Annotated in this window: 21 protein-coding genes and 1 pseudogene; 3 read left to right on the top strand and 19 right to left on the bottom strand. The window is 55.0% G+C overall.

Going from position 1 to position 22,838, the window contains the following annotated elements:
* Positions 1-235: 235 nt before the first annotated feature.
* Positions 236-1,342 (bottom strand): aspartate-semialdehyde dehydrogenase, encoded by a 1,107-nt coding sequence (asd, locus tag V6940_RS08490; RefSeq protein ID WP_333495555.1) that lies wholly within the window; start codon positions 1,340-1,342, stop codon positions 236-238.
* Between the two features lie 233 nt (positions 1,343-1,575).
* On the opposite strand from asd, the gene V6940_RS08485 reads away from it, so the two are divergent.
* On the top strand, positions 1,576-2,169 hold the full coding sequence (locus V6940_RS08485; protein WP_035892151.1) for a YhgN family NAAT transporter: 594 nt from the start codon (positions 1,576-1,578) through the stop codon (positions 2,167-2,169).
* 121 nt (positions 2,170-2,290) lie between these two features.
* Here V6940_RS08485 and gntU read toward each other — a convergent pair whose 3' ends face one another.
* The 5 genes from gntU to V6940_RS08460 all read right to left on the bottom strand — a co-directional run bounded on the left by gntU (position 2,291) and on the right by V6940_RS08460 (position 7,275).
* Positions 2,291-3,631: a gluconate transporter gene (gene gntU / locus V6940_RS08480; protein WP_333495554.1), complete on the bottom strand. Its 1,341-nt coding sequence runs from the start codon at positions 3,629-3,631 to the stop codon at positions 2,291-2,293.
* Positions 3,628-4,161, bottom strand: a complete 534-nt coding sequence (gene gntK / locus V6940_RS08475) for a gluconokinase (RefSeq protein ID WP_333495553.1) — start codon at positions 4,159-4,161, stop codon at positions 3,628-3,630. Before gntK ends, gntU begins: the two co-directional genes overlap by 4 nt.
* A gap of 161 nt (positions 4,162-4,322) precedes the next feature.
* Positions 4,323-5,318, bottom strand: coding sequence for a gluconate operon transcriptional repressor GntR (gene gntR / locus V6940_RS08470; protein ID WP_185667348.1), 996 nt, complete (start codon positions 5,316-5,318; stop codon positions 4,323-4,325).
* Between the two features lie 102 nt (positions 5,319-5,420).
* The gene (locus V6940_RS08465; RefSeq protein ID WP_333495552.1) at positions 5,421-6,116 is read right to left on the bottom strand and encodes a pirin family protein; all 696 of its coding nucleotides are present in this window, start codon (positions 6,114-6,116) and stop codon (positions 5,421-5,423) included.
* Between the two features lie 121 nt (positions 6,117-6,237).
* A complete protein-coding gene (locus V6940_RS08460) occupies positions 6,238-7,275 on the bottom strand; it encodes an oxidoreductase (protein WP_185667349.1) in 1,038 nt (345 codons plus the stop codon).
* Positions 7,276-7,541: 266 nt separating this feature from the next.
* Between V6940_RS08460 and yhhY the strand changes: the two genes are divergently transcribed.
* Positions 7,542-8,033 carry an N-acetyltransferase gene (yhhY, locus tag V6940_RS08455; RefSeq protein WP_333495551.1) on the top strand — a complete coding sequence of 164 codons (492 nt, stop codon included), beginning with the start codon at positions 7,542-7,544 and terminating at the stop codon, positions 8,031-8,033.
* A 47-nt stretch (positions 8,034-8,080) separates the two neighbouring features.
* Here yhhY and V6940_RS08450 read toward each other — a convergent pair whose 3' ends face one another.
* The 4 genes from V6940_RS08450 to ggt all read right to left on the bottom strand — a co-directional run bounded on the left by V6940_RS08450 (position 8,081) and on the right by ggt (position 13,403).
* Positions 8,081-8,797: a DUF2931 family protein gene (locus tag V6940_RS08450; protein ID WP_333495550.1), complete on the bottom strand. Its 717-nt coding sequence runs from the start codon at positions 8,795-8,797 to the stop codon at positions 8,081-8,083.
* A complete protein-coding gene (locus V6940_RS08445) occupies positions 8,784-9,467 on the bottom strand; it encodes a DUF2931 family protein (protein ID WP_333495549.1) in 684 nt (227 codons plus the stop codon). Before V6940_RS08445 ends, V6940_RS08450 begins: the two co-directional genes overlap by 14 nt.
* On the bottom strand, positions 9,464-11,458 hold the full coding sequence (gene tssD / locus V6940_RS08440; protein ID WP_333495548.1) for a type VI secretion system tube protein TssD: 1,995 nt from the start codon (positions 11,456-11,458) through the stop codon (positions 9,464-9,466). Before tssD ends, V6940_RS08445 begins: the two co-directional genes overlap by 4 nt.
* Positions 11,459-11,660: 202 nt before the next feature.
* Positions 11,661-13,403, bottom strand: a complete 1,743-nt coding sequence (gene ggt / locus V6940_RS08435; protein ID WP_333495623.1) for a gamma-glutamyltransferase — start codon at positions 13,401-13,403, stop codon at positions 11,661-11,663.
* A gap of 122 nt (positions 13,404-13,525) precedes the next feature.
* Here ggt and V6940_RS08430 point away from each other — a divergent pair.
* Positions 13,526-13,834 (top strand): annotated as a pseudogene (locus tag V6940_RS08430) (DUF2756 family protein); the annotation flags it as partial.
* Positions 13,835-13,842: 8 nt separating this feature from the next.
* On the opposite strand, the gene ugpQ reads toward V6940_RS08430, so the two are convergent.
* From ugpQ to livH, 9 genes are all read right to left on the bottom strand, one after another.
* Positions 13,843-14,583: a glycerophosphodiester phosphodiesterase gene (gene ugpQ / locus V6940_RS08425; protein ID WP_333495547.1), complete on the bottom strand. Its 741-nt coding sequence runs from the start codon at positions 14,581-14,583 to the stop codon at positions 13,843-13,845.
* On the bottom strand, positions 14,580-15,650 hold the full coding sequence (locus V6940_RS08420) for a sn-glycerol-3-phosphate import ATP-binding protein UgpC (protein ID WP_333495546.1): 1,071 nt from the start codon (positions 15,648-15,650) through the stop codon (positions 14,580-14,582). Before V6940_RS08420 ends, ugpQ begins: the two co-directional genes overlap by 4 nt.
* A gap of 2 nt (positions 15,651-15,652) precedes the next feature.
* The gene (gene ugpE / locus V6940_RS08415; RefSeq protein ID WP_035892165.1) at positions 15,653-16,498 is read right to left on the bottom strand and encodes a sn-glycerol-3-phosphate ABC transporter permease UgpE; all 846 of its coding nucleotides are present in this window, start codon (positions 16,496-16,498) and stop codon (positions 15,653-15,655) included.
* Positions 16,495-17,382 (bottom strand): sn-glycerol-3-phosphate ABC transporter permease UgpA, encoded by an 888-nt coding sequence (ugpA, locus tag V6940_RS08410; RefSeq protein WP_035892166.1) that lies wholly within the window; start codon positions 17,380-17,382, stop codon positions 16,495-16,497. The genes ugpE and ugpA overlap by 4 nt, the downstream gene beginning before the upstream one ends.
* A 152-nt stretch (positions 17,383-17,534) precedes the next feature.
* Entirely contained in the window at positions 17,535-18,851 is a 1,317-nt protein-coding gene (gene ugpB / locus V6940_RS08405; RefSeq protein WP_333495545.1) for a sn-glycerol-3-phosphate ABC transporter substrate-binding protein UgpB, read from the bottom strand.
* Positions 18,852-19,137: 286 nt separating this feature from the next.
* Entirely contained in the window at positions 19,138-19,851 is a 714-nt protein-coding gene (gene livF, locus V6940_RS08400) for a high-affinity branched-chain amino acid ABC transporter ATP-binding protein LivF (protein WP_081918523.1), read from the bottom strand.
* A gap of 17 nt (positions 19,852-19,868) precedes the next feature.
* Positions 19,869-20,636: a high-affinity branched-chain amino acid ABC transporter ATP-binding protein LivG gene (gene livG, locus V6940_RS08395; RefSeq protein ID WP_333012708.1), complete on the bottom strand. Its 768-nt coding sequence runs from the start codon at positions 20,634-20,636 to the stop codon at positions 19,869-19,871.
* The gene (gene livM, locus V6940_RS08390; protein WP_220440224.1) at positions 20,633-21,913 is read right to left on the bottom strand and encodes a branched chain amino acid ABC transporter permease LivM; all 1,281 of its coding nucleotides are present in this window, start codon (positions 21,911-21,913) and stop codon (positions 20,633-20,635) included. The genes livG and livM overlap by 4 nt, the downstream gene beginning before the upstream one ends.
* A complete protein-coding gene (gene livH, locus V6940_RS08385) occupies positions 21,910-22,836 on the bottom strand; it encodes a high-affinity branched-chain amino acid ABC transporter permease LivH (RefSeq protein ID WP_035892178.1) in 927 nt (308 codons plus the stop codon). The genes livM and livH overlap by 4 nt, the downstream gene beginning before the upstream one ends.
* Positions 22,837-22,838: the final 2 nt, after the last annotated feature.

The raw sequence follows: 22,838 nt of genomic DNA, 5'->3' as shown, positions 1-22,838 counted from the left end.
TTTTGTATCGCCTCAATCCACTGTAAATGGCGACATTTTGTGACCTGAACGGTGCAGCACAAAGTTGTGTGCTCTCTCGGCTCCGTCCAACCTTCAGTCAAGGCAACAGACCTTGATTAAAGCATAGTCAACGCTTTACCTGACTCCTGAGAGAAAAATTAACATTACTGCGTTTACTCCTTGTATTACGCAAAAAAAAGGGGTGGTTCGCCACCCCTCATCGATTAACAAATGTTTACGCCAGTTGGCGTAGCATACGACGCAGCGGCTCCGCTGCGCCCCACAGAAGCTGGTCGCCAACGGTGAACGCTGACAAATACTCCGGCCCCATGTTCAGTTTGCGCAAACGTCCAACAGGCGTGGTCAGCGTACCGGTGACCGCCGCTGGCGTCAGTTCACGCATGGTAATTTCACGATCGTTAGGAATCACTTTCGCCCACGGGTTATGCGCGGCCAGTAATTCCTCCACAGAACTTATGGAAATATCTTTTTTCAATTTCAGCGTGAATGCCTGGCTGTGGCAGCGCAGCGCACCGACGCGCACGCAGAGGCCGTCAACCGGGATCACGGAAGAGGTGGCGAGGATTTTGTTGGTCTCAGCCTGGCCTTTCCACTCTTCACGGCTCTGGCCGTTATCAAGCTGTTTGTCGATCCACGGAATCAGGCTGCCCGCCAGCGGAACACCGAAGTTATCAACGGCCAGATCGCCGCTGCGGGTCAGGGTGGTGACCTTGCGTTCGATCTCGAGGATAGCGGAAGCCGGGTCAGCCAGTTCATTGGCGACGTGATGATGCAGCTGGCCCATCTGGGTCAGCAGTTCACGCATATGCCGCGCGCCGCCGCCGGAAGCCGCTTGATAGGTTGCCACCGAGGCCCACTCTACCAGGTCGTTGGCAAACAGGCCGCCGAGGGACATCAGCATCAGGCTAACGGTGCAGTTACCGCCAACGAAGGTTTTCACGCCGTTGTTCAGGCCATCGGTAATGACCTGCTGGTTTACCGGGTCGAGAATGATGATGGCATCATTTTCCATACGCAGTGAAGAGGCCGCGTCAATCCAGTAACCCAGCCAACCGCTTTCACGCAGCTTAGGATAGATTTCGTTGGTATAATCGCCGCCCTGACAGGTGACAATAATGTCGAGCGCCTTCAGCGCTTCAAGATCGAAAGCATCCTGGAGCAGACCACCGGTGCTGCCGCCGAAGCTTGGCGCAGCTTGCCCTAATTGGGAAGTGGAGAAGAAGACGGGGCGAATGGCGTCAAAATCGCGCTCTTCTACCATGCGTTGCATGAGTACAGAGCCGACCATTCCGCGCCAACCGATAAAACCAACATTTTTCATAGCGTGTTTTCCTGCAGATATATGTGCTGTATATGTGAATAAGTGCCCCTGGCATCCCCTCACATTACAAAATGCAGCTAAAGTCGCAAGCAAAATTAATCAATGATTGCTTAGCAATCAGAAGTGCAACTTATCCCCTCATCCATAGGGGACGCATTTCCTCCTACCACAGTACGCGGTCAGAGTGATGCGTAGAGCAGAAAGTCCGCAACAATTATCAGGGAATTTGAGTGATGAGTGAAATCTTTTCCGCCGCAGTTTTATTGATCCTGATTATGGATCCACTGGGAAATTTGCCCATTTTTATGTCGGTGCTAAAACACACCGAACCCAAGCGCCGCAAGGCGATCATGATACGTGAGCTTTTAATCGCACTTCTACTCATGCTGATTTTTCTCTTCGCCGGCGAGAAGATTCTGGCGTTTTTAAACCTGCGCGCCGAGACGGTTTCCATCTCCGGTGGCATCATTTTATTCCTGATTGCCATCAAGATGATTTTCCCTAGCGCCACCGGAAATAGTTCGGGGCTACCGGCGGGTGAAGAACCGTTTATTGTGCCGCTCGCCATTCCATTAGTCGCCGGGCCAACGCTGTTGGCGACTTTAATGCTGCTTTCACACCAGTATCCGAATAATTTGTCGCATCTGGTGATTGCGCTGCTGATCGCCTGGGGCGGTACGGTGGTGATTTTACTGCAGTCGTCGCTGTTCCTGCGCCTGCTGGGCGAGAAAGGGGTGAATGCGCTGGAGCGTCTGATGGGATTGATTCTGGTGATGATGGCGACCCAGATGTTCCTGGACGGTATTCGGATGTGGATGAAGGGATAAAACCGGGCAATTGCCCGGCCAAAAACCGCCTGTAGGCCGGATAAGGCGTTTACACCGCCATCCGGCAATATGCGCCGGACAGCCTGATGGCGCTGTGCTTATCAGGCCTACATAAGGTGCGTTAACTTAACAGCGTAAACGCAATCATACCAATGATGGCGCCGACCGTTCCCAGGATGGTTTCCATCATGGTCCAGGTTTTCAGCGTCTGCGCTTCGGTAGCGCCGGTAAACTTACCGAACAGCCAGAAGCCCGCGTCGTTTACGTGGCTCACCACGATAGAACCGCCGCCGATACAGATTGAGAGCGCCGCCAGCTGCGCACCGCTGTAGTGCAGCTGTTCAATCACCGGCATCACCAGGCCAACCGCGGTCAGACAGGCAACCGTGGCGGAACCCTGAATAATACGTACCGCTGCCGCCAGGATGAAGCAGGTCAGCGCAATCGGCAGGCCCATCCCGGTCAGGGCTTCGCCCAACGCCGGGCCAACGCCGGAATCCACCAGCACCTGTTTGAACACGCCACCGGCACCAATTACCAGCAGGATAATCCCCGCAGGCTGCAGCGCCGCGCCGCAAATCGCCATCACCTTGTCTTTTTCCATGCCCTGACGGAACGCCAGACCATAGATGGCCACCAGACAGGCAATCAGGATCGCGGTGAATGGGTGACCGATAAATTCAAACCACTGATAGGTTTCCGACCCCACCGGCACGAAACGCGCGGCGACAGTTTTCAGACCGACCAGCACCAGCGGCAGCAGGATCAGCGCCAGGCTAAAGCCGAAGGACGGCATTTTACCTTCGCCAAGGTGCGGCTCAGTGATGTCATCAGGAATGTTCAGCTCAACGTAGCGGCTGATAAAGTTGCCCCACAGCGGACCGGCAATAATCATCCCCGGGATCGCCGCACACAGGCCAATCAGAATCATCCAGCCAAAGTCAGCGTGCATCTGGGAGGCCAGCAGCATCGGCGCGGGCCCCGGCAGCAGGAACGCCGCCGCCGCGGCAACGCCGGCGAACAGAGGAATCACCAGCTTCACCAGGTTAGTCCCGGTGTGGCGCGCCATTGAAAACGCGACGCTAATCAGCAGCACGATCGCCACTTCAAAGAACAGCGGCAGCGCGCAGATAAGACCGGCAATACCAATCGCGTAGTGCGCGCGGCTATAACCGAACGATTTCAGCATTTTGACGGCAATCTGATCGACCGCGCCGGTTTCATGCAGAACCTTGCCAAACATCGCGCCAAGCGCCACGACAATCGCCAGAAAGCCCAGCGTGCCGCCCATCCCTTTCTCCATAGTTTCCGCGATTTTAATCAACGGCATACCGGAGAAAAGCCCTGCACCAATAGACACCACCATCAATGCCAGGAAGGCGTGCATACGCGCCTTCATGACTAAAAACAGCAGCAGCAGAACGGAGCCGACTGCGGTTAAAACGAGCGTTAAAGTTGTCACGCGGCACGGCCTTTGTTGATCACGTCAATCGTGCTGTCGATAACGCCTTCCAACGGCTGATCGATATCAACCACCAGGACATCACGTTCTTCAGCGCCTGGCTCTTGCAGGGTTTCGAACTGAGTGACCAGCATTTGAGTTTTGAAGAAGTGACCTTTACGCGCCTTCAGGCGGCTCTCAATCACGTCGAAATCCCCTTTCAGATAGACGAAGGAGAGGTTCGGGTTACCTTCACGCAGGATGTCACGGTACGCTTTTTTCAGCGCAGAGCAGACAATCAGCGAGACTTTGTTGGTGCGCTGCATCGCGAAAGCAGCGTCGTTCAGCGCCTGCAGCCATGGTTTGCGATCGTCATCGTTCAGCGGTTCGCCGGAGGACATTTTGACGATATTGCTGCGTGGGTGCAGGAAGTCGCCGTCAAGGAACGCGGCGTTCAGACGGTGTGCGACTTCGCTGGCGACGGCGGATTTACCGCTACCGGATACGCCCATCAGTACATAGACATGGTGATCGTGGTTAGTCGTGCTCAAGGCGTCCTCCTGTTGGGCACTGGCAATTAAATTTGGGGAAATTGTTACGGGTAACAGTTATCGGTAACATTGTCCTGCCGGGCAAGTGGATAAGCAATAACCATTCGTGCCGGAAGTGAATTCTAAGTGAATATGTGTGATCTAGTTCAAACTTGTTAGGGCTAAATAGATCCGCCCGGTGACAAAGTGAAACCTAAATCTAACATTTTTGGCGTAACCGCTTCACCGCGAATGCGCGCCAGTAGACGCTCTGCACCGATGCGCCCCATGCGTTCACGCGGGGTCAGCACGCTGGCAAGACGTGGTTCCATCACCTGGCCGATGTCATGGCCGTGGAAACCGGCAATCGCGATGTCGTCAGGAATGCGCAGCCCAAGACGCTGACACTCAAACGCCGCGCCGACCGCCAGGTCATCGTTGGTACAGAAAATACCGTCCAGGTTGGAGAATTCACGACGCGCCTGGCGCATCAGTTCGATGCCGGAAGTATAGGAGGACGACTGCTCTACCATCACGCTGTACGGTATCAGGCCAGCGTCGAGCATCGCCTGCTCGTAGCCCTTCTGTTTGATGATAGTACGTTCGTCGAGACGTGCGCCTAAATAGGCAATGTGACGATGACCGCGGGCAATAATCGCCGCCGTCATCTGGCGAGCCGCTTCGAAGTTATCAAAGCCAACGGCGATGTCGAGGCACGGTGACTGGCTGTCCATCAGCTCCACCACCGGGATCCCGGCGACTTCAATCATCTTCAGGGTGCGGGGAGTGTGGGTACGTTCGGTAAGAATCAGACCGTCAATGTTCCAAGAGAGCATCGACTCCAGACGTTCCTGCTCCATTTCCGGTTTGTAGCCGTAGTGCGCCAGCATAGTCTGATAGCCATGAGCATCGGTGACGCTTTCTACACCGCGCAGCACTTCAGCAAAAACCTGGTTGGTTAACGATGGCAGCAGCACGCCAATAGCGCGGCTGGTGGCGTTGGAGAGAATATCGGGCGCCCGGTTGGGGATATAACCCAAATCATCAAGAGCCGCCGCAATTTTGCCACGTAACGCCACGGAAACCTGTTCCGGGTTACGGAGAAAACGGCTAACCGTCATTTTGGTTACGCCAACGCGATCGGCAACATCCTGAAGTACGGGTCTTTTCTTTTTCATCGTCCGGAGGTAAGCAAAGGTGAAATATTGCTGAAGTTTACCACGGAGATGGCGCAACCTCCCCGCAAGATTAGGGAGGTTGCGTGATTTATTTAAGCCGGATCAAACTGGCGGCAGATCGAAGAGTAAAATTTCACTTTCGCTATCCGCATGAACGGAAATCGCCTGCTCGTCCCAGATGGCCAGACCATCGCTGGTGGTCGCTTTAGTGCCGTTGATGCTCACTTCGCCTTTTACCACCTGAATCCACACGCGGCGGTCAGCGGCAATCTGGTGCACCGACTGTTCGCCTTTCGCCAGCGCCCAACGGTACAGATCCATATCCTGGTACACCTTCAGCGAGCCTTCACGGGCATCCGGTGACAGCACCAGCTGTTTGCCCTGCAGGGCGTCGAAGCGGCGCTGTTCGTAACGCGGCGTGATGCCGGTTTTTTCTGGAATGATCCAGATCTGATACAGGTGCAGCTTATCGGTGGCGCTCGGGTTGTACTCAGAGTGACGAATACCGGTACCCGCACTCATAATCTGGAACTCGCCCGCCGGAACCTGCTCTTTGTTGCCCATACTGTCCTGGTGCTCAACGGCGCCTTCCAGAACGTAGGTCAGGATTTCCATGTCTTTGTGCGGGTGAGTACCGAAGCCCTGGCCGGCGTCAATCACGTCATCGTTAATCACGCGCAGTGCCGAGAAGCCCATGTAATTCGGATCGTAATAATCGGCAAACGAGAAGGTATGCCAGGAATCCAGCCAACCATGATTCGCATGACCACGTTCATTTGCTTTGCGTAAGAAAATCATTTTTTACCCCCTCATGTTTTCGATGAAACAAGTTTGGACGTAAACCGGTCAGGATGATAGTGGGTGAAAATTGACTCCTCTGTTCAAAAAATATGAACAAGAACGGAGGAGCCATATTTGCTTATTTGGCGAGGCTTATGGTGGCAGGAGCTGGCTGTTCAAAGGCCCGTTCGAGCAGTTCCATATTGGTCAGAGCCTCAGTTTCCTTGACGAAATTCGGCGTGCCATTTGTCAGCGTCTGGTACAGCGCATCGTATACGCGCCCGTAGTCACCGCGCTCCGCCTGCCACTGCTCTTTCACCGTGTCGCCTGCATCGTTGACGTATTCCAGATAAGAGACGGAGTCGTCGGCCGCGAAGTTCGCATCGCCCGGCATAATGCCCGCTTTCAGGCTGGTTTCCTGCTGGTCGATACCGTATTTCACAAACGACCCTTTGGTGCCGTGAACGATAAATTTCGGGTAGTCGATTTTCACCAGATGGCTGGTTTTAACAATCGCTTTCAGGTTGCCGTAGTAGAGCTGCGCTTCAAAGGTGTCGTCCGGGTTAGCCGGGTTGCGCAGGCTGCGGATGTCGTAGGAGGCGTGATCCGGGCGGCCAAACAAAGAGATAATCTGGTCCATGGTATGCACGCCCAAGCCGTAAAATGCGCCGTCCTGCGGGCGACCCGGCTGAGTTGGCGATTCCGGGCGGTAGTAATCAAAGTGGCTTTCCACTTCTACAATCTCACCCAGCTTGCCGCTCTCAATGGCTTTTTTGGCGGTCAGGAAACAGGAGTCAAAGCGACGGTTCTGGTACGGTGACACCGTCAGCCCTTTACTTTTCGCCAGCGCAAAGAGCGTTTTAGCTTCAGCGAGCGTTGGGGTAAACGGCTTTTCCACCAGCACGTTCTTGCCCGCTTCCAGCGCCTTTTTCGCATACTCGAAGTGGCTATCGGCGTGAGTGCACACCACCACCAGCTTCACCTGCGGGTCGTTCAGAATATCGTCCAGCTCGCTGGTGAAATGGATATGCGCATATTGCGGCGCCTGCTCATCCGGCTTCGGGCTGCGGCGATAGATATGGGCGACGTGCCAGTCGGCTTTACGCTCGAGGACATAAGGAAGGTGGTAGCGGGTGGCGCTTTTGCCAAAGCCGATAAAGGCGCAGTGCAGAGTCATGGTTCAGTCCTTTTGAAATGGTTGCTGAACACCATAGCGCAACTGCAGACAAAAAAAAGCCAGCTAATAGCTGGCTAAAGTAATACTGGAAGCAATGTGAGCAATGTCGTGCTTTCAGGTTCTCCGCAAGGACGCCCTGAATGCAGGACAATAATAATCATTCTCATTCGCACTTGTCCAACGTTTTTTGCAAAAAAAGCCAATTGACGCACATTTCAAAATCAATGATGTTAAAAGGGACTTTTAACCCACCAAGGAAATGAAGAATGAGTGACATAGTGATCCGCCACGCTGAACCTGAAGATTACGACGCAATCCGTCAGATCCACGCCCAGCCGGAGGTGTATCACAACACGCTACAGGTCCCTCATCCTTCCAGCCATATGTGGCAAGAGCGGCTAGCCGACCAGCCTGGTATCAAACAGCTTGTCGCCTGCATTGGTGAGCATGTGGTTGGGCACCTCTGTATCGCCGTTGCCCAGCGCCCTCGCCGCAGCCACGTCGCCGATTTCGGCATCTGTGTCGACACCCGCTGGCAGAACCGCGGCGTCGCCAGCGCGCTGATTCGTACCATGATTGATATGTGCGACAACTGGCTGCGCGTCGACCGCATTGAGCTGACGGTGTTTGTCGATAACGCACCGGCGGTCGCGGTTTACCAGAAGCATGGGTTTGAGATTGAAGGCACGGGGCGGAAATATGGGCTGCGTAATGGGGAGTATGTGGATGCGTATTTTATGGCGCGGGTGAAGGGGTAGGCAGAGCGCAGGATAGTCTGATGCTTCAGGCTATCCTGGCAATGGTGTTACCACTCACCGTATGGATACGTTTTCCCCTTCATCCCGTCTTCTATTTCCTGGGAGTAGAGGTACTTACGTAGGAACTCTCCGTCTGCACCTTCCTGTTTGCAGAGAGTGAGAGCAGCGCCTGAAACGGTACTAATTTTTTGCGGGGTGACTATAGGGGCTGGATAGGAGCCCCCATCCGGGAACCAGATCCTGACGTGGCCTCCCGGTGAAAGACCAAACAACATATTGTCGTACCAGAGAACCTTGCCCCGGAACAGGTGCTCGGCGGGGGTCTTCATACGCAGCCACGTGGCGGGGGAAAACAGCACGCTGGTTTCGTAAGTTTTCCTGTCGATAAAGGAGTCCCAGCAGAAAATCATGTACTGAGGCGGCATTTTCACTTTATTAAAATTAACGCCGCCGCCATGTGGCGTTGTTGTCCAGGCAGTAACCGAATTGGGATCCCGGGATGTTGGATCTAGCATACGGAAAACATACAAGTATCCGTCTGTATCAAGCACCCTTACGTGCCTCACCCGAGCAGGTAGTTGCCAGGGGGTGATAAAAGAAAAACTCCATTTTCCGTAGGGCAAAGACCAATCACCACTGGCCGCCTGTTTTGATTGTAAAGGGTGAATTTTCGGCTGGCTGCAGCCTGCGAGTAGAAGCAGCACCAGTATCAGCGTTCTTGTGGGGTTCATTGTTTTTTCATCCTTGTTATCACCACTCACCATAGGGATACGTTTTCCCCTTCATCCCGTCTTCTATCTCCTGGGAGTAGCGGTATTTGCGCAGGAAATCACTGTCGGGGTCTTCCTGTTTGCAGAGGGTGAGATCCGCACCTGAAACGGTGCTGATTTTGTGTGGGATGACAATGGGGGCCGGGTATGAGCCTCCATCTGGGAACCAGATCCTGACATGGCCTCCCGGCGAAAGACCAAACAGCATATTGTCGTACCAGAGAATCTTGCCCCGAAACAGATGCTCGGCAGGGGTCTTCATACGCTGCCATGTTGCAGGAGAAAACATCACACTGGTCTGGTAGGTTTTCCTGTCAATAAAGGAGTCCCAGCAGAAAATCATATATTGCGGCGGCATTTTTACGAGGTTGAAGTTTACGCTGCCACCATGTGGTTTTGTGGTCCAGGTTGTGACTGAATTGGGGTCTCTCGATGTTTGATCAAGCATCCGAAAAATGTACAGATAACCATCCGTATCAAGCACTCTTACGTGCGTCACCTCGGCAGGGAGTTGCCAGGGCGTGATAAAAGAGAAGCTCCATTTCCCGTAGGGCAAAGACCAGTCGCCGCTGGCGGCCTCTTCAGATTGTAAAGCTCGGGTTTTCTGCTGGCTGCAGCCTGCAATCAGAAGTAGTACTAGTATTAAAGTTTTTGCGAGGCTCATTGTTTTACTCCATCCATGTTATACACCGTTCGGATCCAGTCTTCGTCAGGTCGATTAACAAAGCTCACGCTCTCAGAGACTGCAGCTCCCCCTGTTATATTCCCATCCAGATTGACAGCAACGGCATTCCAGTTCGCAGAACAGTGGGTATATAATTCAGCAATAATGTCTATTTCCTCGGAGCTAAACTGCGTAGCAGGTGTCCTGGTTCGAGCTGCTTTACCCATTGCAATAGCTTTCTGACAAAAAGCATCAAGCGCAGCGGGCAGTTCCATTCCTTTTTTGCGCTCAACATCATCGAATAAAACACCCGCCTCTTTCGCCGCATCGATCATCACCCGCAGCGTAACCATAGACCAATCATGCTTTACGATTCGCTGACGCAGCGTCAGGGCAGCAAAACTGCGTTTTTGCATCTGTCCGTAGCGATCGCTCGGTGCTAACTCGTCTTCCCAGACCTCAGGCGTAATGTTGTTAGTGCGAATAAGGGGCGCAATAGTGGTTGAGCGTTCTAATATCGGCAGCTGCGCTATTGTCTGTCGATAGACGCGTGAACGCCCTTTCGATTGGTCGGCGGGCAGCGTTTCCATCAGTGGGCGCGTGAGAAAGAGATCTTCGCGGGTCTGCGGCAGGTAGCCGCCGCCAATATCAGAATGTACACCCGGCAGCGATAACTCTGGCCAGGCAGGAGAGATGCTATTAAGCGCAAAGTTATAACGGCACTCGTGCTGCGCGGTGATATGGAATACCTTCTGGGCCACACCGGGGCGCAGAGAAAGATTGACCTCACCTGTGTCAGCGCTATGTGGGTTGAGTCCATTGGTGGGAGTACCGATAGCTGCAACGGTATCAAAAATTCCGATAAAACGAGTTCTACCTGCGGATGAACCACTATAGGTATGGCTTCCCATCCCAGCCTTAATTGCATTAACAATAGCGCTATCCTCAGATTGAATACGATTGGCGAAATGGCGCGCAGCCGCCGCTCCGCGGCTAAAACCAAAAATATCAAACAGCAAAGTATCGATAACGAAGTTACCTTCCAATAGTCGTAAAGACCGCTCTATTCCTGCCGCGAGACTTTCTACCGCACCATCCGTTTTCGCAATTACCCCACTGTCGGCAATCCCGAGTCCCTTACCAATCACGCTATCCGGTTTACCGGCTTGAGTTCCAATCCCTTCAATGTAAATAGCTTTTTGTAGATAATCATCGGTCGCCAAAAATGTCTGACTATACAATTCACTCAACCAATAAATATTCGTGTAATATCCCGAATAACTCGCCGCCCCTATCCCACTGATCCCCATTTTTTCAGCCGCATTTCGCTCAAGGATACTTTCCGCATCAGGACTATCTATTCGGAAGTGCTCCGCCGAACACGCCGCCAGCATATTCCCCGTATTCACCGCATTATTTCCCGTCCCATCAAAAAAGATCCCCAGCACCAATGTCACGCGCCGCACAACAGGCTCTTCGGGTGGTTTGGGTTCAGGCAGAACAGGTGCAGGTGGGAATAGCCGCTGGTAATTTTCCGGCGTCACCAGATGGTCAAACTCCGTGCCTGCCGCAAGGTGGCAACAACGAATATAATCATATTCAGCAGAAATATATTCATAGTCTAAAGTATTCTCCTCCATCTGGAACTGAATGCTATTTAATCTTGCACCACGAACTTCAATTACATAATACTTTTCCATTCGGCCATAACGATTGACACGATAAATATCAAAAACCATATTCAGCGATTCATTGTTATTAATCGCGTTAGATAACAGCGGCGAACTTTTATCCAGCGTTTTGCAAAATCGAATTCCCAGATGGTTTGCACCAGCACCCGTGCTTGTGGTGCTTTGCATCAGGCTAAAAATGAAGATCTGATCTTCATGTCCAAGTTGATATCGGTTTCCGACAGATTTTTGAGTTCCACACCCAGTAGATATATTACCTTGAAACTCCCCACTCAGCGTTAAATAGACAATGTCACTCATACCCTGCTCCCTTCATTCCATGATAAGTACGAAGGGTAATGAAAAAAAAGATGTACCTTCCTGCTATTCGTCAAAATAAAGAGGTTAATTATTGCTTATCAGAAAATAAAAGAACAAAGAATCAAATTAACCCAATAATAGCACTCATAATATTCAAGTGATAAATATGGCCCAATAATAAACTATTGGGCCATTATTTATATTAATACCCCGCCGTCAAATCATCCGGCGAACGCGGGTCCGACGCCCCATACAGTGTCCCATCCGGGTCCACCATAATGCTCTGCGTGCTGCCCATCGCCTCTTTCACCGCCACTTTCTGCCCCTTAGATTCCAGCAGCTTCAGCGTATCCGGGCTAAACCCTTTCTCTACCCGCAGCTCATCCGGCAGCCACTGATGGTGGAAGCGCGGCGCGTTGGTGGCTTCCGCCACGTTCATGCCGAAGTCGATGGAATTCACCACCATCTGCAGCACCGTGGTGATAATCCGGCTGCCGCCCGGGCTACCGGTCACCAGCCAGGTTTTATCGTCTTTCACCACAATGGTTGGCGACATCGACGACAGCGGACGTTTCTTCGGCCCGACCGCGTTAGCATCGCCGCCCACCAGCCCGTAGACATTCGGAACACCAGGTTTAGCGGAGAAGTCATCCATCTCGTTATTCATCAGAATGCCGGTATTGCCCGCCACGATGCCGGTACCAAAGGTGGTGTTGAGGGTATAGGTCACCGCCACCGCGTTACCGTCTTTATCCACCACAGAGAAGTGGGTGGTCTGGTTGCTTTCGTACGGCGCCAGTTTGCCCGGCTTAATCTGGCTGGACGGCTTGGCCTTGTTGATATCAATCTGGTCAGCAATAGATTTGGCGTAGGCTTTGTTAGTCAGCGCCTGCCACGGCACCTTCACGAAGTCCGGGTCGCCGAGGTATTCAGAACGGTCGGCGTAGGCGTGCTTTTCAGCTTCCGCCATCAATTGCATCGCGTCGGCGCTGCCGAAGCCATATTTGTGCAGGTCGAAGTTTTCGAGGATGTTGAGGATCTGCACGATGTGGATCCCACCAGAAGACGGTGGCGGCATCGAGAAGACTTCGTAACCGCGGTATTCGCCGCTAATCGGCGTACGCTCGACGGCTTTATAGTTTGCCAAATCCGCTTTGCTCATCAGGCCGCCGTTTTTATGCATCTCTTCGGCAATCTGGTCGGCAATCGCCCCTTTGTAGAAGGCATCCGGCCCGTTTTCGGCAATCAGCTCCAGGCTTTTTGCCAGATTCGCCTGCACCAGCTTATCGCCCTTTTTCAGCGGCTCGCCATCTTTCCAGAAAATGGCTTTACTGTTGGCATGATTCGGCAACACTTCACTGCCGTAGGTTTTGAGATCGTCGGCCAGCGCGTCGTTGACCACAAAGCCGTCTTTGGCGAGCTTAATCGCCGGGTGAATCACCTTATTGAGCGGCATCGTGCCGTACTTCTCCAGCGCCAGCGAGAAGCCCGCCACCGTGCCCGGTATGCCGGAGGCCAGATGTGAGGTCAGTGATTTTTTGCTATCCGGATTGCCCTGATCGTCGAGGAACATATCGCGGGTCGCCTGCTCCGGGGCCATTTCACGGAAATCAATCGCCGTGGTTTTGCCGTCTTTGGTCCGTAGCATCATAAACCCGCCGCCGCCGATATTCCCCGCCTGCGGGTGAGTCACCGCCAGCGCGTAGCCCACGGCCACCGCCGCATCTACGGCATTACCGCCCTGGCGCAGAATCTCAACGCCCACGCGCGTGGCGGTAGCATCAACCGAGGCCACCATGCCATGCTGGGCACGTACGGGATGGAAAACATCCTCCTCAACGCCGTAAGAAACCGGCGGTGGTGGAGGAGCAGAAATCGCGCTAAAACAGCTTCCTGACAGCAGAGCAGCAAGGGCTACCCGGCGTAAAAACGTCGGTATTATTATCATCATCATTCTCCAGAGCGTGCGGTGAGGTCCTCACTAAGCCTGGTTCATAATGCTGAAATAATCCTCGTTACGATGGGAAAGGAGTAAACTTAAGGGATCCCCTACACGGAGGAAAGACGATGAAACGATTACTGATTCTGGCGGCACTGCTGCCGTTTACCGCGCTGGCCGCGCCGCTGAACGTCGATAACAACCCGAATAAGCCGGGCTATGAGATCCCAAGCCAACAGCGGATGCAGACCCGCATGCTCAATCAACAGCAGCAGCAATCCAGCATGCTGAACCAGCAGCGCAAGGTTCAGACACAGCAGCAACAGCAGCATCTACAAAATCAGCTGAACGCCAACCAGCAGCGCGTGCAACAGTCGCAGCCAGGCATGCTAAATCAACAGCAGCAGCCGCTGCCCAATAGCAACGGCGGCATGCTGAAGCAGTATTAAGGCTGGAAGTCAGGCCCGATGATATCAATCGCATCGGTACAGATGCAGTCGACACCCCAGCGCAGCAGCTCGGCGGCGCGCTGGGGGTTATTCACGGTATACACCAGAATTCGCAGACCTGCTTCACGCAGCGCATCTACCCGCGCTTCATCCAGCAGACGATGGTTGAGGTGAATGGAGACGCAGCCCAGACGCGTTGTCAGCTCACGCCAGTCGTCACGCCACTCATCCAGCAGTAACCCCCGCGGCAGCTCCGGTGCGGCAAGTTGAGCGGCTTCCAGTGCATCAATTTCAAATGACGACAGCAGCGGTGGGGTCATGTCAGCCCACAGTTCACGCGCGGCCAGCGCCACCACTTTTCCGGTCAACGGCCCGCTGCCGGTGGTCGGTTTAATTTCAATATTCGCCATCATGCCGTGCTGACGGCAGCGTTCCGCCACCTGCGACAGCAGCGGCAGAGGCTCATTTTTAAAGCTACTGTTAAACCAGCTTCCGGCATCCACGCGCAGCAGATCCTGCCAGCTCAACTCACCCGCGACGCCCCAGCCGTTGCTGGTACGTTCAAGGTTGTCGTCATGCAGCAGGAAAATCTGCCCGTCTTTCGACAACTTGGCGTCAAACTCAATCATGGTATGACCGTAGCGGGCGCCAACGTCGATCGCCGCCAGGGTATTTTCCGGGGCTAGCTTACCGCCGCCACGGTGGGCGACGATGTGGGGATAAGGCCAATTGCTCATACGCGTAATCCTGTCTCACCTTCAAAGAGGTGCAGATGATCGTCCGGCAGATGCAGCCACAGCGTGGTGCCCGCATGCGGACGCTGCTGATGCGGCAAGCGCACCACCATTTTCTGCTCACCAAAGCGGCCGCGGGCCAGGTTATCGGCGCCGAGAATTTCCAGCGTATCCATCACCAGTGGCACGCCGCCTTCGGCCTGCGAGCTTAGCGCAATATGTTCCGGACGGATACCCAGCGTCATGCGGCGACCAGCATATTCGCGCTGAGAGGCCGGCAGCAGCAGTTGCATACCGTTTTCCAGCACGAAGCGCGAGCCGGACTCATCAATCTGACCGTCCAGCAGGTTCATCGCCGGGCTGCCGATAAAGCTCGCCACAAAGCGGCTGGCCGGTTTCTCATACACTTCCACCGGCGTACCAATCTGCTCGGCAATCCCTTTGTTCATCACCATCACCCGCTGGGCAAGGGTCATTGCTTCCACCTGATCGTGGGTCACGTACAGCGAGGTGGTTTTCAGACGGCGGTGCAACTGCTGCAATTCCAGACGCATCTGCACGCGCAGTTTGGCATCAAGGTTGGAGAGCGGTTCGTCGAACAGGAACACCGCCGGGTCACGCACGATAGCGCGCCCCATCGCCACGCGCTGGCGCTGGCCGCCGGAAAGCTCGCGCGGGCGGCGCTTTAGCAGGCCGTCCAGCTCAAGGATACGCGCCGCTTCCTGCACTTTTTCGGCAATGTGCGCTTTGCCCATGCCGCGAATTTTCAGCCCCCAGGCCATGTTCTCTTCCACGCTCATGTGCGGGTAGAGCGCATAGTTCTGGAATACCATGGCGATGCCACGATCCTTCGGCTCCATTTCGGTTACGCGCTTACGATCAATCCAGATGTCACCGCTGGTGACGCGCTCAAGCCCCGCCACCATGCGCAGCAGCGTCGATTTTCCGCAGCCCGACGGGCCGACCATCACAATAAATTCCCCGTCTGCCACGTCCAGCGTCAGCGGTTGAATGACCTGGGTTTTACCGTCCCAGCTTTTAGTTACTGCCTGTAGTTTTAAACCAGCCATTTTTATTTCTCACTATCGACCAGGCCGCGCACAAAGGCACGCTGCATGGCTAAAACGATAACAACAGGGGGAATAAGGGTGAGCAGCATTGCCGCCATTACCTGGTTCCACTGCGTGGTGCCTTCACCGGTGGCGATCATCCCTTTAATGCCCGCCACAGCGGTGCCGAGGTTCACGTCGGTAATAATCAGCAGCGGCCAGAGATACTGGTTCCAGCCGTAGATAAAGGTGATGACGAACAGCGCCGCGAGGTTGGTTTTCGACAGCGGCAGCACAATGTCGCGGAAAAAACGCATCGGCGAAGCGCCGTCGATGCGCGCCGCTTCAATCAGCTCGTCCGGCAGGGTCATAAAGAACTGACGGAACAGGAAGGTGGCGGTCGCCGACGCCATCAGTGGCAGCGTCAAGCCTGCGTAGCTGTCGAGCATCTTCAGGTTGGCAATCACCTCAACCGTCGGGAAGATACGCACTTCCACCGGCAGCATCAGGGTGATAAAGATCATCCAGAAGAACAGGTTACGTAGCGGAAAGCGGAACCAGACGATGGCGAATGCCGAGAGCATCGATACCGCGATTTTGCCGACGGTAATGGCGAAGGCCATGATGAAGCTGTTGAGCATCATCAGCCAGAACGGTGCGCTATTCACGCCCACGCCGTTGACCCAAATGGCCTTCATATTCTCGAACAGATGACCGCCGGGGATCAGCGTCATCGGCGTTTCAAACACCGCTTTGTTATCCAGCGTTGCCGCCGTAAAGGCGACGTACAGCGGAAACAGGATCACGATAATCCCGAGGATCAGCATGGTGTGGCTGAATATCGTCAGCCCACGACGGTTCTCAATCATTGGTAGCGCACCTTACTTTCCACGTAACGGAACTGCACCACGGTCAGGATGATGACGAGGAACATCAGCACCACCGACTGCGCCGCAGAGGCCGAGAGATCCAGCCCGGCAAATCCTTCGCGGTAAATTTTATAAATCAGCGTGGTGGTGGCCTGCACCGGGCCACCCGCCGTCGCGGCGTCGATCACCGGGAAGGTATCGAAGAAGGCGTAGACCAGGTTCACCACCAGCAGGAAGAAGCTCACCGGGGCAATCAGCGGCAGCGCCAGCTTGAAGAAGCGGCGAATCGGGCCCGCGCCGTCGATGGCAGCGGCCTCGACCAGCGAGCGCGGAATAGATTGCAGCGCGGCGAAGAAGAACAGGAAGTTGTAGCTTATCTGCTTCCAGACCGAGGCGAAGACCACCAGGAACATGGCCTGACCGCTGTTCTGCGCGTGGTTCCAGTCATAGCCGAACTCGCCGAGGAAGTGGGTAATCAGCCCGCGTCCTGGGTTAAACAGGAAGATCCACAGTACGGCGGCAACGGCAGGCGCGACAGCGTAAGGCAGCAGCATCAGCGTCTGGTAAAGACGGCTGCCGCGTACCACGTAGTCCACCAGGGCGGCAAAGAACAGCGAGACCAGCAGGCCGCTTATCGTCACCAGGCCGCTGAACTTGATGGTCGTCCAGAAAGAATCAAGGTAGTAGCTATCGTGGAACAGCGTGACAAAGTTGTCCAGGCCAACGAACTGGCTGGAGAGACCAAACGGGTCAACGCTTTGCAGTGAGTACCACAGCGCTTCACCGGCGGGCCAGATAAAGAAGATAACGGTGATAATCAGCTGCGGAGCGACCAATGCGTAGGGCAACCAGCGGGATTTAAACACCGGACGGGATGATGACATAGTTAAACTCTGAGTTGGTTTCCCCTCACCCCGGCCCTCTCCCCAAAGGGGCGAGGGAGAAAAGACCGCTCGGAGCACTCTCTACCAGACGATGCCGAACGGTCCCCTCTCCCCTATAGGGAGAGGGTTAGGGTGAGGGGGTTAGTCAATGATTAAGACTTGGTCGATTGCTCGAAGCGACGCAGCAGCTGATTCCCGCGCTCTACCGCAGAGTCCAGCGCCTGCTGAGGCGTTTTCTTACCGGTCCAGACGCTTTCCAGTTCTTCATCCACGATGGTACGAATCTGCGGCATGTTGCCCAGACGCAGCCCTTTGGTGAACGGCAACGGTGGCTTGTTCAGCATCTGACGCGTGGCGATATCGGCACCTGGGTTCTTGTCATAGAAGCCCTGCTGACGAGTCAGGTCGTACGCGGCGGTAGTGATTGGCAGGTAGCCGGTTTTCTGGTGCCATTCGGCAGCAATTTCAGGCTTCGCCAGGAACTCGAGGAATTTTGCCACGCCGGTGTAGGTCTCTTTGTCTTTACCCTGCATCACCCACAGGCTTGCCCCGCCGATGATGGCGTTCTGCGGCGCGCCCTTCACGTCAGCGTCGTAAGGCATCATGCCCACGCCGTAGTTGAATTTGGCGTACTGACGAATGTCCGCCAGCGAACCGGAAGAGGCGGTGGTAATGGCGCAGTCACCGTTGTAGAACTTCTCGGTGGACTCATCTTTACGGCCGAAGTAGCTGAAATCACCCTTCTTGTTCAACGCTTCCAGCAGCGCGATGTGTTTCACCTGCTCTGGCTTGTTGAATTCCAGCACCGCATCGGTACCGTCGAAGCCGTTGTTTTTGGTCGCGACCGGCAGGCCATGCCAGGCGCTGAAGTTTTCAATCTGGATCCAGCCCTGCCAGCCGCTGGCGTAGCCGCACTTCATACCGGCCGCTTTCAGCTTCGCGGTATAGGCTGCCAGATCCTGCCAGGTTTTCGGCGGCTGGTTCGGGTCTAGACCGGCTTTCTTGAAGGCGTCTTTGTTGTAGTACAGCACCGGGGTGGAGCTGTTAAACGGCTGGGACAGCAGGTGCCCGGTTTTGGAGTCGGTGTAGTAACCGGAAACCGTCGGCACAAACTGAGATTCATCGAACTTGATACCGGCATCGTCAAACACCTGATACACCGGCTTAATCGCTTTTGACGCCATCATGGTGGCGGTACCGACTTCGTACACCTGCAAAATTGCCGGGGCGTTACCGGTACGGAACGCGGCGATACCTGCGCTCAGGCTCTGTTCATAGTTGCCTTTGTACACCGGCTGAATTTTGTAATCCGGGTTGGCAGCGTTGAAGCGCTGCGCCAGAGAATCAACCTCTTTACCCAGCTCACCTTCCATTGAATGCCAGAACGGAATAGTGGTCACCGCCATAGCCTGACCTGCGAATGCCAGACTCATTGCCAATCCTAAAGCTGTATGTCGTAACGATATCATCGGTTATCTCTCTTTTTGTGCCGGGATGCGCGATATCACGCGTTTTATGTTCGCGGGGGTAACATGACATGCTCGAATGACAGAAAAATAACTTTTTTATTACAAAAAAAAGATAGTAAGGCGACAAAGGGATGGCAAGGCAGTGACGGTTCTAAGAAGGGAAAGTGGGAGCTGTGACACGTAAAGGGAAACGCCGGATGGCGATGCGAACGCATCTTATCCGGCCTACGGGTAACTGTAGGCCGGATAAGGCGTTTACGCCGCCATCCGGCATTGTTGCTGCAAATTAACCGCCGAGGTACGCGCTGCGCACCGCTTCGTTCGCCAGCAGTGCATCACCGGTGTCTTCCAGCACCACGTGGCCGTTTTCCAGCACGTAGCCGCGGTCGGCGAGCTTCAGCGCCTGGTTGGCGTTCTGCTCGACGAGGAAGATGGTCATACCCTGCTTACGCAGTTGCTCAATGGTGTCGAAGATCTGCTGGATGATAATCGGAGCCAGCCCCAGAGAAGGCTCATCGAGCAGCAGCAGGCGCGGCTGGCTCATCAATGCACGGCCAATTGCCAGCATCTGCTGCTCACCGCCGGACATGGTGCCAGCACGCTGAATGCGACGCTCAAGCAGGCGTGGGAACAGGTCATACACCCACTTGATGCGCTCCTGGAACTGATCGCGGTCGGCGAAGAAGCCGCCCATCGCCAGGTTCTCTTCCACCGTCATGCGCGAGAAGACGCGGCGCCCTTCCGGGACAATCGCGACCGCTTCACGCATAATTTTCGCCGTCTGCCAGTCGGTAATGTCTTTATCATCAAAGACAATACGCCCGCTGGTGGCGCGCGGGTCGCCGCACAATGTGCCGAGCAGCGTGGTTTTACCCGCGCCGTTGGCGCCAATCAGGGTGACGATTTCACCCTGATTGATATGCAAGCTGACGTCGTGCAGCGCCTGAATTTTGCCATAGTGGGCGCTGACTTTATCAAACGATAACATCACTTTATCCATATTCTGCCTCGCCCCCATTATGCTTCACCTAAATAGGCGCGGATCACGTCCGGGTTGTTGCGGATCTCTTCCGGTGTACCGTTCGCCAGCGGCGTACCCTGATTCACCACGTAGATGCGGTCGGAAATGCCCATCACCAGCTTCATATCATGCTCAATCAGCAGGATAGTGGTGTTGTGATGATTACGCAGCTCGGCAATCAGCTCGTCCAGCTCTTTGGTCTCTTTCGGGTTAAGACCCGCCGCAGGTTCGTCGAGCATCAGGATTTCCGGCTGCGTCACCATGCAGCGGGCAATCTCCAGACGACGCTGGTCCCCGTAGGCCAGGTTGCTGGCCTGACGGTTGGCATGCTCTAACAGACCGATACGCTCAAGCCAGGTAGCAGCACGGTCCAGCGCTTCGCTTTGCGCGCGACGGAACGACGGGGTTTTCAGCAGGCCAGAGAAGACGCCGGTCTTCAGCTGTTGATGCTGTGCCACCAGCAGGTTTTCAATCACCGTCATTTCGCGGAACAGACGCACGTGCTGGAAGGTACGCACCACGCCCATGCGGGCAATCTCCTGACCCGGTAGCCCTTCCAGGTGCTGGTCACGCAGCATGATGGTGCCGCCGGTCGGCTTGTAGAAGCCAGTCAGGCAGTTAAAGACCGTGGTTTTCCCCGCGCCGTTCGGGCCAATCAGGGAGACGATTTCCTGAGGATGCAGTTCCAGGGCGACGTTGTTAACCGCCAGCAGGCCGCCAAAACGCATCATCAGGCCGTTAACGGATAATAATGGCTGACTCATGCCTGCTCTCCTTCTTTCGCTTTCCCGCTTTTCAGCTTGAGCTGCGGACGAGTCATCGGCAGAAGCCCCTGCGGACGCCAGATCATCATCAGAACCATCAAACCACCCAGCATCAGCATGCTGTATTCGTTGAAGTCACGCATCAGTTCGCGCGATACCACCAGCAGGACGGCGGCGAGAATAACCGCAAACTGCGAGCCCATCCCGCCCAGTACCACAATCGCCAGCACGAAGGCCGACTCGGCAAAGGTAAAGGATTCTGGGCTGACAAAGCCCTGGCGCGCGGCAAACAGCGTACCGGCAAAACCGGCGAACGCGGCGCTGATGGTAAACGCAGTCAGCTTGATGCGCGTTGGGCTCAGGCCCAGCGAGCGACAGGCAATTTCATCTTCACGCAGCGCTTCCCACGCACGGCCCAGCGGCATGCGCAGCAGGCGGTTGATGACAAACAGGCTCAACACCACCAGCAGCAGCGCCACCAGATAAAGGAAGATCACGCGGTCAGATGGGTCGTACTTGACGTTAAAGAAGTTGCTGAAGGTATCCCAGCCGCCTTCGCGAGCGCTGCGGCTGAACTCCAGGCCGAAGAAGGTCGGTTTCGGGATCTGGCTGATGCCGTTCGGGCCGCCGGTGATTTCGGTGTTGTTAAGCAGCAGGATACGGACGATTTCACCGAAGCCTAAGGTCACAATCGCCAGATAGTCACCGCGCAGACGCAGCACCGGGAAGCCCAGCAGGAAGCCCGCCGCCGCCGAGACCAGCCCCGCGATCGGCAGACAGGTCCAGAAGCCGAGACCGTAATAGTGGTTCAACAGCGCGAAAGTGTAGGCACCGATGGCATAGAAGCCGCCGTAACCGAGCACCAACAGACCGGAAAGCCCCACCACGACGTTCAAGCCAAGGCCAAGGATGATATAAATCATGGTCAGGGTGGCGATATCGACCGTGCCACGTGAAACCATAAACGGCCACGCCACGGCGATCACCAGCAGCGCTACCAGGAACAGCTTCTGCTTAACCGTCGAGCCATCAATGGCAGGCAGAATAAACTTCGGTCCAGAAACGCTTTTCAGCCCCTTCTGGAATAACGGGCGCAGCATCTGGAAGAAAAAGACCACTGCGGTGCCGATAAAGATCCACTGCCAGCGGATATCCGCCGCACTGCCGACCACCAGTTTGGTGCCGTCGAGCTGTAACTGAACGCCCATAAAGACGCCAGCCAGGACAAAGAACATCGCCGCCGACAGCAGCGCCATCGCAAATTGCATCGGTTTCATACTTTCTCTACCTCCGGGCGGCCCAGGATACCGGTCGGCATCACCAGCAGCACCACGATCAGCAGCGCGAACGACACAACGTCTTTATATTCGGTGCTCAGATACGCGGAGGACAGCGCTTCCGCGATGCCAAGAATCAGCCCACCAATCATCGCCCCTGGAATACTGCCGATACCGCCCAGAACCGCCGCGGTGAAGGCCTTCATCCCGGCCATAAAGCCGATATACGGGTTGATAACGCCGTAGAACTGACCCAACAGCACGCCCGCCACCGCCGCCATCGCTGCGCCAATGACAAACGTCAGGGCAATCACGCGGTCGGTGTTAATGCCGAGCAGGCTCGCCATTTTCAGGTCTTCCGCGCAAGCGCGGCAGGCGCGGCCCATGCGGGAGTAGCGAATAAACAGCGTCAGCGCCAGCATGGCAACAAAGGTCACAATCCAGATAACCAACTGCATGGTGGTGATGGACGCGGAGAAGTTTTCGCTGCTGCCGACAATCCACTGGCCGTTAAACAGGCTTGGCAGCGCGATATCGCGCGAGCCTTCGGTCAGACTGACGTAGTTCTGCAGGAAGATGGACATCCCGATGGCGGAGATCAGCGCAATCAGACGCTTGGAGCTACGCACCGGGCGGTAGGCCACCCGTTCGATGCTCCAGCCATAGGCGCTGGCAATCACAATCGCCCCGATGAATCCGGCCGCCACCAGAAGCCAGCCGGTGTCGATGCCCATCATCATTAATGCGGCGATAATCATAAAGGAGACATAACTACCGATCATGTATACCTCGCCGTGGGCGAAGTTGATCATGCCGATAATCCCGTACACCATGGTGTAACCGATGGCGATCAGTGCATAGGTGCTTCCCAGCGTAACGCCGTTAAACATCTGCTGCACAAAGTAGAGAACCTGCTCTGACATAA

Source organism: Kluyvera sp. CHPC 1.251 (genome assembly GCF_036759945.1).
In the GTDB taxonomy this organism is placed as follows: domain Bacteria; phylum Pseudomonadota; class Gammaproteobacteria; order Enterobacterales; family Enterobacteriaceae; genus Kluyvera; species Kluyvera sichuanensis.
This window is presented reverse-complemented; position numbering and strand designations above follow the sequence as displayed.